We start from the raw sequence: 11,576 nt of genomic DNA on the forward strand, positions 1-11,576 counted from the left end.
GGCTACGGCGGCTCAAGCCACCGCGACCAGCCGGTCCAGCTTGTCGCCATCGGCCAGCAGGCTCTGGCTGTCCGAGGCATGCACGATGCGACCACGGTCGAGCACGATGGCGCGCTGGGTCAGCGACAGCGCCATGCGCGCATGCTGCTCCACGACGATGACCGACATGCCCTCCTCGCTGACCAGGCGGCGGATCACCTTCAGCAGTTCCTGCACGATGATGGGGGCCAGCCCTTCCATCGGTTCATCCAGCAGCAGGATGCTGGGGCTGACCATCAGCGCGCGCGCAATGGCCAGCATCTGCTGCTCGCCACCCGAGAGCTGGTTGCCCATGTTGTGGCGGCGCTCGTGCAGGCGCGGGAAGATCTGATAGATCTTTTGCAGGTCCCATTTGCCACCGCGCTCTACCACCGTCAGGTGTTCTTCCACCGACAGCGAGGGAAACATGAAGCGCTCCTGCGGCACCCAGCCCAGGCCCGCATGGGCGCGCTTGTGGGTGGCCACGCGGGCGATATCGCCGCCGCGCCAGCGGATGCTGCCGCCATGCAGGCGGGTCAGTCCCATGAGGGTGATGAGCAGGCTGGTCTTGCCCACGCCATTGCGTCCCAGCAGGGCCAGGCTCTCGCCTTCCTGCATCGTGAAGGACACGTCTTCCAGGACGATGGATTGACCGTAACCGGCGCTTACCCTGTCCAGTGCCAGCAACTCAGGCATGTTCGGCCTCCCCCAGATAGACTTCCTTAACGCGCGGATCGGCCGCGATCTCGGCGGGTGTTCCCTCCACCAGCACCTTGCCGCCCACCAGCACGGTGATGCGTTCGGCAAAGCGGAAGACCAGGCCCATGTCATGTTCGATGAAGACGATGGTGACCTCGCGCGGCAATTGCGCGATCACCTCGAAGAGCTCGCGGCTTTCCGCCGAGGGAATGCCGGCCGCCGGTTCGTCCAGCAGCAAGACCTTGGGCTGGGTCGCCAGCGCCAGCGCGATCTCGACCAGGCGCTGCTTGCCGTAGGCCAGGTTGCGGGTGAGGCTGTTGGCTTCCTGGGCCAGCTTCAATGAGGCCAGCAAGGCCATGGCTTCGTCCACCACCTCGGTCTGGCTGGCCACGGTCTGGTACCACTTGTATTGCAGGCCGCGCCGCTCCTGGATGGCCAGCACCACCGACTCCAGCACCGTGAGGCCGGCGAAGAGCGTATTGATCTGGAAGGTGCGGGTCATGCCGCGCTTGACGCGCGCATGCTGGGGCAGCGCGGTGATGTCCTCGCCGCCGAACCAGACCCGGCCGCTGCTGGGCGCAAAGCCGCCGGTGAGCAGGTTGATGAAGGTGGTCTTGCCCGCGCCATTGGGCCCGATCAGCGCATGGCGCGCGCCGGGCGCAAACGTCAGCGAGATGTCGCTGTTGGCCACGAAGCTGCCCCAACGCTTGCTCAGGCCTTCGGTGCGCAGTGTGGTATCGGCCTGATGTGCTTGCTTGCTCATGCGCGACCTCCCTTGAAGAACTTGTCACGCAGCACGGCCAATCCCCCCAGCAGCCCGCCGCGTGCGAACAGCACGATCACGATCAGCAACAGGCCGATCCAGAATTGCCAGTAGGCCGGGTTGAGCCCGGACAGGTAATCCTGCGCCAGCATGTAGACCAGCGCCCCGACCAGCCCGCCATAGAGGCGGCCGGTGCCGCCCAGCACCAGGATGATGAGCAGCTCGGCCGAGCGCGGGAAACCCAGCACATCGAGTCCGACGAACTGCGTGGTCTGGGCCAGCAACGCACCGGCCACACCGGCAACCGCCGCCGCCACGGTGAAGATCACCACCAGGCGACGATTGACGTCCGCACCGATGGCCGGCATGCGACGGCCACCCTCGCGGATGCCGCGCAGGCCCAGGCCGAAGGGCGAATTCACCAGCCGCCGCAGGATCACGAAGAGCAGCAACAGCACCGCAAAACTGTAGCCATAGGCGACGCGGCCATTGAGGTCGAACTCGAAGACGCCGAAGATCTTGCCCATCACCATGCCGGACAGGCCATCCACGCCGCCGGTGATGAAGGCCGCCTTGTTGGCTGCCTCGAAGAGCATCAGGCCGATGCCCAGGGTCACCATCAGGCGCGTCAGGTCAGCCCCGCGCACCACCAGGAAACTCACCAGGAAACCGGCGATCGCCGCCACCACGGCGGCCAGCAGCAGGCCGGTGATCGGCTCGCCCCAGCCATGCACGGCCAGCAGGCCCGCTGTATAGGCGCCCAGGCCGAAGAAGGCGGCATGGCCCAGCGAGACGATGCCGGCATAGCCCAGGATCAGGTCCAGCGACACCGCAAACAGGCCCACGATCATGATCTGGCTGATCAGCACCAGGTAATCAGGGAAGATGAAATAGGCCGCCACCGGCAAGAGCCAGAAGAGGATCTCCAGCAGCGTCCAGCGGTCATTGGGCAGCCGCAGCACAGGCTGCATGGCCGACGGGTTGGGGGTATTGGGGGTATTGACGCTCTTCATCCGCGCCTCCGCATCAGACCGGCCGGGAACAGGATCAGCAGCACCACCATCAGGCCATAGATGACGAAGGCGCCGATCTCCGGCACATAATACTTGCCGGCCACGTCGAACACGCCCAGGATGAGCGCGGCCAGGAGCGGCCCCTTGATGGTGCCGGCCCCGCCCACGGCCACCACCAGCAGGAAGTAGACCATGTACTTGACCGGGAAGGTCGGATCCAGTCCCAGCACATCGATGCCCAGTCCGCCACCGAGACCGGCCAGTCCCGAGCCGAGCGCAAAGGTCAGGCTGAACACACGGCTGACATTGATGCCCAGGCCAGCGGCAGCGACCTGGTTATCGACCGAGGCGCGGATCTGCGCACCGAAGCGGGTGCGCTCGATCAGCAGGCCCAGCGCCACCGTGACGATCACCACCACGCCGATCAGGAAGACCCGGTACGCCCCCACCTCCAGCCCCAGCAACGAGATCTGGCCGCGCAGCCAATCCGGCAGCACCACCGGTTGCTGGGTCGGTCCCCACTGCCAGGTCGCGCCGGCCACGGCCATGAAGGTCAGGCCGATGGAAAACAGCACCTGGTCCAGGTGGCTGGCCTTGTAGAGGCGACGGTAGAGCGAACGCTCGAGGACCAGGCCGACGATGGCCGCGGCGATGAAGGCCAGCGGCAAGGTCGCCAGGAAGGGGACGCCCATGCCGTTGAGCAGGGTCACGCAGACATAGCCGCCCAGCATGGCGAAGGCGCCGTGCGCGAGGTTGATGAAGTTCATCATGCCCATCGTCACCGACAGGCCCACGCTGATGAGGAAGAGAAGGCTGCCGTAGGCAATGCCATCGAAGAGGACGCCGAGGAAGTTGCCTAGCATGAGGCGTCTCCCCGGCAGCAAGGGCGAGGAATGGGCGCGCGCGTATACGGCGCGCCTTCATGATGCAGATGCATGATGCGGGTTGTCTCCTTCTGGCCTGCGGCTCTGTTTTTTGTGGCCGCTTGGTAATGGATATAAATTATTTCCCTATTTTGCTGCGTCCGCCTCAATTTATGCTTGATCAATTTTCACGAAGACATTGGTGATCTTCATCATCGGCCCATCACACGCGCTCGATCACCATCGCGATCCCCTGCCCCACGCCGATGCACATGGTGCACAACGCGTAGCGGCCACCGGTGCGTTCCAGCTGGTAGGTGGCAGTGGTCACCAGGCGCGCGCCGCTCATGCCCAGCGGATGGCCCAGTGCAATGGCGCCGCCGTTGGGATTGACACGTGCATCATCATCAGCCACGCCCAGTTCGCGCAGCACGGCCAGGCCTTGCGAGGCGAAGGCTTCATTGAGTTCGATCACGTCCATCTGGTCGATAGTCATCCCTAGCTGCGCCAGCACTTTCTTGCTGGCCGGGGCCGGGCCCATGCCCATGATGCGCGGCGCCACACCAGCCGTGGCCATGCCCAGGATGCGGGCGCGCGGCTTGAGCTGGTACTTTTCCACCGCTTCGGCACTGGCCAGCAGCAAGGCGCAGGCGCCATCGTTGACGCCCGAGGCATTGCCGGCAGTGACGCTGCCGTCGGGCTTGACCACGCCCTTCAGGCGCGCCAGCGCTTCCATGCTGGTCGCACGCGGATGCTCATCCTGGGTCACGGTGATGGGGTCGCCCTTCTTCTGCGGGATCACCACCGGCACGATCTCCTGCGCCAGCGTGCCATTGGCTTGCGCGGCAGCGGCCTTGGCCTGGCTGCGCACGGCGAACTGGTCCTGGTCTGCGCGGCTGACCTTGAAGTCGACGGCGACATTCTCCGCCGTCTCGGGCATGGCGTCGACGCCATACTTCTGCTTCATCAGCGCATTGACGAAACGCCAGCCGATGGTGGTGTCCTGGATCGCCGCCTGGCGCGAGAAGGCGCTGTCAGCCTTGCCCATCACGAAGGGCGCGCGGGTCATCGATTCGACGCCGCCGGCGATCATCAGCTGGGTCTCGCCGGACTTGATGGCGCGCGCGGCCGTGCCCAGCGCATCCATGCCGGAGCCGCACAGGCGGTTGATGGTGCTGCCCGGCACTTCCTGCGGCAGGCCGGCCAGCAGCAGCGACATGCGCGCCACGTTGCGGTTGTCTTCGCCGGCCTGGTTGGCGCAGCCATAGATGACGTCATCGACGGCCTTCCAGTCCACCTGCGGGTTGCGCTCCATGAGTGCGCGCAGCGGCACGGCGCCGAGATCATCGGCGCGTACGTCCTTGAGCGCGCCGCCATAACGGCCGATGGGGGTGCGGATGGCGTCACAGATAAATACGTCTTTCATGGATTCCTCACAGCGATGACAACAATAAGGTCGATAGAACGGGCGGGCTCAGGCCGCCGGGCGCAGCGGCGCGCCGGTCAGCTTCTGCAGTTCGTCGAAGGACAGCCCCTCGACGATCTCGCGCACCTGCAGGCCGTGCGGGGTCACGTCGATGACGGCAAGGTCGGTGTAGATGCGGTTGACGCAGCCGATGCCGGTGAGCGGATAGGAGCAGGCCTCCACCAGCTTGCTTTCGCCAGTCTTGGTCTGGTGGTCCATCATCACGAACACCTGCTTGGCGCCGATGGCCAGGTCCATGGCGCCACCGACGGCGGGAATGGCGTCGGGCGCGCCGGTGTGCCAGTTGGCCAGGTCACCCTTGGCCGAGACCTGGAAGGCGCCCAGCACGCAGATGTCGAGATGGCCGCCACGCATCATCGCGAAGGAATCGGCGTGATGGAAATAGGCGCCGCCCGTCAGCAGCGTGACCGGCTGCTTGCCGGCATTGATGAGGTCTTCGTCTTCCTCGCCGGGAGCGGGCGCGGGGCCCATGCCCAGCACGCCGTTTTCGCTGTGCAGGAAGATTTCCTTGTCCGCCGGCAGGTAGTTGGCCACCTTGGTGGGCAGGCCGATACCCAAGTTCACGTAAGCCCCTTCAGGGATGTCCTGCGCCACGCGGGCGGCGATCTCTTCGCGGGTAAAGCGCTTCATTGCTGTGCCTCCTTGGTTTGCACGATCCGCTGCACGAAGATGCCGGGCGTGACGATGTTTTCCGGATCGAGCTGGCCCAGCTCCACCACTTCGCTCACCTGCGCGATGGTGCATTTGGCGGCCATGGCCATGATGGGACCGAAGTTGCGCGCCGTCTTGCGATACACCAGGTTGCCCCAGCGGTCGCCGCGCAGCGCCTTGATCAGCGCGAAGTCGGCATGGATGGGCGACTCCAGCACGTAATGGCGGCCATTGATTTCGCGGGTTTCCTTGCCTTCGGCCAGCATGGTGCCGTAGCCGGTCGGGCTGAAGAAGCCGCCGATGCCGGCGCCAGCGGCGCGGATGCGCTCGGCCAGGTTGCCCTGCGGGGTCAGTTCCAGTTCGATCTCGCCGCTGCGGTAGAGGGCGTCGAACACCTGCGAATCGCTCTGGCGCGGGAAGGAACAGACGATCTTCTTCACGCGCTTGGTCTTGAGCAATGCGGCCAGGCCCGTTTCGCCGTTGCCGGCATTGTTGTTGACGATGGTCAGGTCGCGCGCGCCCTGGGCGATGAGCGCATCGATCAGGGCCGAGGGCATGCCGGCATTGCCAAAGCCGCCGATCATGATGGTGGCGCCGTCATGGATGTCGGCCACCGCCTGCTCCAGGGAGTCAGAAATTTTATTGATCACGTTGCTCTCACTTTAGATGCGGCGCGTGCAACTGCGCCTGCTGGATGCCCGTCGCACGTGTTCACCAGGTGCAGCCAGGCGGGTTACGGGCTCGTCTGCGTCGGTGTGGGCGGCCATGCGCGGGTTGACTTTTTCTGCACCGCGATGTTCGATCACCGAACTAATGTTTGATTTTCGCACAAAAAGAGTTTAGCGATCCGGCTTGACGGCCGTCAAGAAAAACCCGCAGGATGTGTTCGCTTGCCGCACAAACCGTTAGAATCCTGACGCACTCTTGTCCAACTCCAACCTGAGCCCATCCGCGCCCATGCCCACCACTCCCGCCGCCAAGCCCCGCAAGAGCGCGCCCAAGCGCGCTGCCGCCGAGCCCGTCCGCAAGGCCCGCAAGCCGGCGCCCGAGCCGGCCGCCGAAGCTGAAGCCGAACGCGAGCTGACCATTGCCCAAGAGATCGACGCCCTCACCGATCCCAGCTTCATGACCTCGCTGGCGCGCGGGCTGGCGGTGATCCGCGCCTTCAGCGATTCGCGCCGCAGCCTGACCATCGCCCAGATCAGCCAGAAGACCGGCATCCCGCGCGCAGCCGTGCGGCGCTGCCTGCATACCCTGAAACAGCTGGGCTATGCCGATTCGGACGTCAACAACTTCTCGCTGCGCCCCAAGATCCTCACGCTGGGCTACTCCTACCTGTCGTCCACCCCGCTGACCGTTTCGGCACAGCCCTATCTGAACAACATCAGCCGCACCCTGGGCGAGTCCTGCTCGCTGGCGGTGCTGGACGACCATGAAGTGCTGTATGTGGCACGCTCGGCGGCCTCGCGGGTGATGTCGGTGGCGCTCAATACCGGCAGCCGCCTGCCGGCCTATTGCACGTCGCTGGGCCGGGCCATGCTGGCGCACCTCCCGGAGGATCAGCTCAAGGCCTATTTCGACAAGGTCAAGCTGCGCGCCCTGACCGAGAAGACCGTGGTGTCGCAGAAACGCCTGCGCGATATCCTGGCCGGCGTGCGCGCCAATGGCTATGCGGTCATCGATGAAGAGCTGGAAGTGGGCCTGCGTTCCATCGCCGTGCCAGTGCGCGGCGCATCGGGCAATGTGCTGGCCGCACTCAATGTAGGCGCACAGGCCGCGCGCGTCTCGGTGGCGCAGATGGAGGAGGAAATCCTTCCCGTGCTCTTGCGCGGCGCGCAGGAACTGTCGGTGCTGCTGCCCTGAAAAAACCGGTCCGGCCCCCTTGCGGCAGCCGGACCGAAGGCAAGGGCAGCGACTGCCCTTGCGATACTGCGGATGTCGGCGCACCCTCGCTGGCTTCCGGGTGCGCCATCCTCCTCAAGAGCGTTTCAGCTCAGACGCGCAGACATCCACGCTATCAGAAGGTATGACGGATGCCCGTCATCACGCCCAGCTGGTTCTTGCCTGCACCGACCGTGCCGCCCGCATCGAGGGCGACGCTGGAAGTACCGCCATTCTTGATGTAGCCCAGCGAGCCATAGACGGCCGTGCGCTTGGACAGGTTGTAGGTCAGGCGCGCCACCGACAGGGTCACATCGTTGGGGCTGTTCTTCACATCCAGGCGCGAGACCTGCGCATCCAGCACCAGCGCCACGCTCAACGGATAGCTCACGCCCAGGTAGTAGAGATCGGAATCGGTATTGGTATTGGCCGCTGCACGGGTGCGGCGGTCCACCACGCCACCGCCGATCTTGACGTCGCCCAGCATGAAGTAGCCGTTCAGGGTCACGCGCTGGTCGGTGTTGTCGCTGCTGGTCATGCCATTGGATGCACCGGTATTGCCGTAGAGGATGTCATAGGAACTGGTCACGCCCCAGCCCTTGCCATCGTAGCCGAGCAAGGCCGTGACCTGGCGGCAGGCCTTGCTGTTGCCGGCCACTTCGCCCGGGCAGTTGGTGGCCGCAGGGCCGGCCGGACCGGCGGCATCGCGTCCGAAGCTGTAGGTGGCGCCGACGGTGAAGCCGCTGAAGTTGCCCAGGTAGCCGATGGCGTTATCGCTGCGGGCATTGGGCAGATAGGCGTCGATGCTGCCGATGGCGAAGAGGTTGGGCCCCATGACATCAGTCTTCAATTGCGACAGATAGGTCATGTTGACTTGCCGGCCCAGCATCAGCTGGCCCCAGCTGTTCTTCAGGCCCACATAGGATTGCCGTCCGAACAGGCGGCCGCCCTGGCCCATGGCGCCAGTGTCAGGCGCAAAGCCGGACTCCAGCACGAACATCGCCTGCAATCCACCGCCCAGGTCTTCGGTTCCCTTGAAGCCGATGCGCGACGGGAAGCTGCCGGTCAGCGAAGGCATCTTGAAGACCGAGTTGCCGTTGGCGTTGGCGTTGGTGGTATAGACCACGCCGGTATCGATGATGCCGTAGATGGTCACCGAACTCTGCGCCATGGCCGAACTGGCGCACAAGGCAGCGGCCAAGGCTACTGCGTGCAAGCTGATTTTTCTTGTCATTACTGTCTCCTCCTGATTTCAATGAAAGATGAGTGGCTGGTCTGCTGCCTGCGCGTCCCTCCTCATGACGCGCGGGCGATTCGCTGCTCGCCTGCCGGGTGGGCTTGGGTACGCCCACGCCTTCTGGTGCTGCTGATATTGCCTGTTGCGAATACCACGGTACCAAGGCGAGCGACATGGCAGGCGCGGGCCAAAGGAAGCCCCCGCCCCATGGCCCAGGCCATCGGCATGCTTGCTACCGCAACGCCAGGGGCGTCACGTCAAGAAAACGGATTGATCGACACCACAAATCAGGCGTCGCAGGATGAAGCGTCTCTTTGCTTATTTTTTATAACTTTTTATTAGCCGTTCGGTTATCGCACATCGGTTTGTTAACCGAACAGATGGTGCGATACTATTGTCCGCACCGAAGCTTTGTCAACAAGGCGAGCCAAGGAAGGGAAATCGATGCGTCGTCCGTCTGCAACAGTCGGACCGGCGATGAGACAATCAGGACGGCAGCAGAACCGCTCACTCATTGCTACACAACACAATCACAAAGGAGACTGAAACATGAGGTTCAAGAAGATTGCACTGCTGGCCGTGATGGCCGCATCGGGCGGCTTGCTGGCGTCGCTGGCGCAAGCCCAGGAAACCATCAAGGTCGGACTCATCGCCGCCTTCTCCGGCCCCTTCGCCGACTACGGCAAGCAGATGGAAGGCGGCATCAAGGCCTACATGGCGCAGCACGGCGACCAGGTGGCGGGCAAGAAGATCCAGATCATCATCAAGGACACCACCGGTCCCTCGCCGGAGATCGCCAAGCGCCTGGCGCAGGAACTGGTGGTGCGCGAGAAGGTGGACTTCCTGGCCGGCTTCGGCCTCACGCCCGAAGCGCTGGCGGTGGCGCCCATCGCCGAGCAGGCCAAGAAGCCGATGATCATCATGAACGCCGCCACCTCGGTGATCACCACCAAGTCCAACTACATCGCGCGCTTTTCGATGACGCTGCCGCAGGTCTCCGGCCCCATGGCGACCTGGGCGCTGAAGAACGGCATCAAGCGGGTGGTCACGCTGGTGGCCGATTACGGCCCGGGCATCGACGCCGAGACCGCCTTCAAGACCAATCTGCTGGGCGGTGGCGGCCAGGTGCTGGAATCGATCCGGGTGCCGCTGCGCAATCCTGAATTCGCGCCCTACATCCAGCGCATCAAGGACGCCAAGCCAGAGGCGGTGTTCATCTTCGTGCCGGCCGGCGAGCAGAGCATTGCCTTCATGAAGGGCTATCGCGAGCGCGGACTGGCCGAGGCCGGGATCAAGGTCATCGCCACGGGCGATCTCACCGATGACCACGTCATGCCCGCCATGGGCGAATCCACGCTGGGCGTGATCACCACCTTCCACTATTCGGCCGCGCATGATTCGCCGGAGAACAAGGCCTTCCTGAAAAGCTTTGCCGCTGCCAATCCGGGCGCTGGCCGGCCCAACTTCATGGCGGTGGCGGCCTATGATGGCATGAACGCGATCTACGAGGTCAGCAAGAAACTGAACGGCAAGATCGACGGCGACCGCGCCATGGCCATCCTCAAGACCATGAAGTTCACCAGCCCGCGCGGCCCGATCGCCATCGACCCGGCCACGCGCGACATCGTGCAGACGGTCTATGTGCGCAAGGTCGAGAAGATCGGCAATGAAGCCTACAACGTCGAGTTCGACAAGTTCGAGAACATGAAGGACACCGGCAAATAAACGCCCCTCCTTACTCCACGGAAACGCCGGTGATGCAGCGCACACCGGCGTTTTTGTTTGCGCCTGCGCCAGCCACGCGGGCCGACGCAAGCCTTCACCTCTGCAAGGCCGTCGATGCGATGCGGCGCAACATGGCAGCCCTGCTTTTTTTGTTCGGCTACCGCCCGGTTTTATTTTTATCGCACAGACAAAAACACAGATGGCGCTTGCGTTTACCGAACATTTACTTATACTGAAAAACAGTTCTAACTTATAACTAATTTCGAGACCGGTGACGACGCCACGACGGGCGACCTCCAGCATCATCAGAACAATCAAAGCCAACGACCAGAGACAATGAACCAGCACAGCGAGCTCCTTGACATCCAGCAGCATGGCGCGATCGCCGAGATCACGCTCAACCGCGCCGCCAAGCGCAATGCCTTGAACGATCCGCTGGTGCGCGCCATCCGCGATTGTTTCGAGAACCTGCCCGAGGGCGTGAAGGTCGCCATCCTGCGGGGCCATGGCGAGCACTTCTGCGCCGGCCTGGACCTGTCCGAACTGCGCGAGCGCGACACCACCGAGTCCCTGCACCATTCGCGCATGTGGCACGCCGCCTTCGAACAGATCGCCTTTGGCCGCGTGCCGGTCATCGCGGTGCTGCATGGCGCTGTCATCGGCGGCGGCCTGGAACTGGCGGCGGCAGCCCATATCCGCGTGGCCGAACCGAGCACCTTCTATGGCCTGCCGGAAGGCCAGCGCGGTCTCTTCGTCGGCGGCGGCGGTTCGGTGCGGATCTCGCGCCTCATCGGCGTGGCGCGCATGACCGACATGATGTTGACCGGACGCGTGCTCTCGGCGGAAGAAGGCCATCAGGCCGGCATCCCGCAATACAGCGTGGACGCCGGCGCCGGCATGGACAAGGCGCGCGAACTGGCCGAACGCATCGCCCGCAATGCGCCCATGACCAACTATGGCGTCATGCATGTGCTGCCGCGCATCCATGACCAATCGATCCAGGACGGCCTCATGACCGAATCGCTCATGGCCGCCGTGGCCGGCAGCGATCCCGATACCAAGGGACGGCTGGCGGCCTTCCTCGACCTGAAGCAGAACAAGGTCAAGCCAGTCTGATCCTTGAGCGCCTCGAGCGCGCAGCCGATCGGGCAGCAGGCATCAAGCATCGAGCAAGTCAGTCATACAGCGCAGCAGATAACAACACATCTCCCGGCACTGACCGGGAGAATCACACCACAGA

The 11,576-nt window shown here is 64.0% G+C and carries 12 protein-coding genes; 4 read left to right on the forward strand and 8 right to left on the reverse strand.

All coding sequences use genetic code 11. The annotated features are described in order from the left end of the window. Positions 1-12: 12 nt before the first annotated feature. The 7 genes from ACP92_RS19920 to ACP92_RS19950 all read right to left on the reverse strand — a co-directional run bounded on the left by ACP92_RS19920 (position 13) and on the right by ACP92_RS19950 (position 6,143). Entirely contained in the window at positions 13-714 is a 702-nt protein-coding gene (locus tag ACP92_RS19920) for an ABC transporter ATP-binding protein (protein WP_013235927.1), read from the reverse strand. Next, on the reverse strand, positions 707-1,480 hold the full coding sequence (locus ACP92_RS19925) for an ABC transporter ATP-binding protein (protein ID WP_013235928.1): 774 nt from the start codon (positions 1,478-1,480) through the stop codon (positions 707-709). Before ACP92_RS19925 ends, ACP92_RS19920 begins: the two co-directional genes overlap by 8 nt. Further along, complete coding sequence (locus ACP92_RS19930) at positions 1,477-2,493, reverse strand: branched-chain amino acid ABC transporter permease (protein WP_013235929.1); 1,017 nt, start codon at positions 2,491-2,493, stop codon at positions 1,477-1,479. Before ACP92_RS19930 ends, ACP92_RS19925 begins: the two co-directional genes overlap by 4 nt. Further along, positions 2,490-3,356, reverse strand: coding sequence for a branched-chain amino acid ABC transporter permease (locus ACP92_RS19935; RefSeq protein ID WP_013235930.1), 867 nt, complete (start codon positions 3,354-3,356; stop codon positions 2,490-2,492). Before ACP92_RS19935 ends, ACP92_RS19930 begins: the two co-directional genes overlap by 4 nt. A 223-nt stretch (positions 3,357-3,579) precedes the next feature. After that, a complete protein-coding gene (gene pcaF, locus ACP92_RS19940; RefSeq protein WP_013235931.1) occupies positions 3,580-4,782 on the reverse strand; it encodes a 3-oxoadipyl-CoA thiolase in 1,203 nt (400 codons plus the stop codon). 48 nt (positions 4,783-4,830) lie between these two features. Further along, positions 4,831-5,472 carry a CoA transferase subunit B gene (locus tag ACP92_RS19945; protein WP_013235932.1) on the reverse strand — a complete coding sequence of 214 codons (642 nt, stop codon included), beginning with the start codon at positions 5,470-5,472 and terminating at the stop codon, positions 4,831-4,833. Then, positions 5,469-6,143: a 3-oxoacid CoA-transferase subunit A gene (locus ACP92_RS19950; protein WP_013235933.1), complete on the reverse strand. Its 675-nt coding sequence runs from the start codon at positions 6,141-6,143 to the stop codon at positions 5,469-5,471. Before ACP92_RS19950 ends, ACP92_RS19945 begins: the two co-directional genes overlap by 4 nt. Before the next feature lie 307 nt (positions 6,144-6,450). Here ACP92_RS19950 and ACP92_RS19955 point away from each other — a divergent pair, with 307 nt between their 5' ends. After that, complete coding sequence (locus ACP92_RS19955; protein WP_041311227.1) at positions 6,451-7,356, forward strand: IclR family transcriptional regulator domain-containing protein; 906 nt, start codon at positions 6,451-6,453, stop codon at positions 7,354-7,356. 154 nt (positions 7,357-7,510) lie between these two features. On the opposite strand, the gene ACP92_RS19960 is transcribed toward ACP92_RS19955, so the two are convergent. Then, entirely contained in the window at positions 7,511-8,608 is a 1,098-nt protein-coding gene (locus tag ACP92_RS19960; protein WP_013235935.1) for a porin, read from the reverse strand. A 210-nt stretch (positions 8,609-8,818) separates the two neighbouring features. On the opposite strand from ACP92_RS19960, the gene ACP92_RS25260 reads away from it, so the two are divergent. The 3 genes from ACP92_RS25260 (at position 8,819) to ACP92_RS19970 (ending at position 11,452) form a co-directional block, all read left to right on the forward strand. After that, on the forward strand, positions 8,819-8,953 hold the full coding sequence (locus tag ACP92_RS25260; protein ID WP_276325956.1) for a hypothetical protein: 135 nt from the start codon (positions 8,819-8,821) through the stop codon (positions 8,951-8,953). Positions 8,954-9,160: 207 nt separating this feature from the next. After that, positions 9,161-10,336: an ABC transporter substrate-binding protein gene (locus ACP92_RS19965; RefSeq protein WP_013235936.1), complete on the forward strand. Its 1,176-nt coding sequence runs from the start codon at positions 9,161-9,163 to the stop codon at positions 10,334-10,336. Between the two features lie 336 nt (positions 10,337-10,672). Next, entirely contained in the window at positions 10,673-11,452 is a 780-nt protein-coding gene (locus ACP92_RS19970; RefSeq protein WP_013235937.1) for a crotonase/enoyl-CoA hydratase family protein, read from the forward strand. The last annotated feature ends 124 nt before the right edge of the window (positions 11,453-11,576 follow it).

Origin of the sequence: Herbaspirillum seropedicae, from assembly GCF_001040945.1 — a bacterium.
GTDB classification, from domain to species: Bacteria; Pseudomonadota; Gammaproteobacteria; order Burkholderiales; family Burkholderiaceae_D; genus Herbaspirillum; species Herbaspirillum seropedicae.

Excerpts from the sequence above, each read along its gene's own strand:
- ACP92_RS19955 (WP_041311227.1), top strand. The coding sequence starts at position 6,451 with ATGCCCACCACTCCCGCCGCCAAGCCCCGCAAGAGCGCGCCCAAGCGC.
- ACP92_RS19935 (WP_013235930.1), bottom strand. The coding sequence starts at position 3,356 with ATGCTAGGCAACTTCCTCGGCGTCCTCTTCGATGGCATTGCCTACGGC.
- ACP92_RS19920 (WP_013235927.1), bottom strand. The coding sequence starts at position 714 with ATGCCTGAGTTGCTGGCACTGGACAGGGTAAGCGCCGGTTACGGTCAA.
- pcaF (WP_013235931.1), bottom strand. The coding sequence starts at position 4,782 with ATGAAAGACGTATTTATCTGTGACGCCATCCGCACCCCCATCGGCCGT.
- ACP92_RS19925 (WP_013235928.1), bottom strand. The coding sequence starts at position 1,480 with ATGAGCAAGCAAGCACATCAGGCCGATACCACACTGCGCACCGAAGGC.
- ACP92_RS19945 (WP_013235932.1), bottom strand. The coding sequence starts at position 5,472 with ATGAAGCGCTTTACCCGCGAAGAGATCGCCGCCCGCGTGGCGCAGGAC.
- ACP92_RS25260 (WP_276325956.1), top strand. The coding sequence starts at position 8,819 with ATGGCCCAGGCCATCGGCATGCTTGCTACCGCAACGCCAGGGGCGTCA.
- ACP92_RS19970 (WP_013235937.1), top strand. The coding sequence starts at position 10,673 with ATGAACCAGCACAGCGAGCTCCTTGACATCCAGCAGCATGGCGCGATC.
- ACP92_RS19960 (WP_013235935.1), bottom strand. The coding sequence starts at position 8,608 with ATGACAAGAAAAATCAGCTTGCACGCAGTAGCCTTGGCCGCTGCCTTG.
- ACP92_RS19930 (WP_013235929.1), bottom strand. The coding sequence starts at position 2,493 with ATGAAGAGCGTCAATACCCCCAATACCCCCAACCCGTCGGCCATGCAG.
- ACP92_RS19965 (WP_013235936.1), top strand. The coding sequence starts at position 9,161 with ATGAGGTTCAAGAAGATTGCACTGCTGGCCGTGATGGCCGCATCGGGC.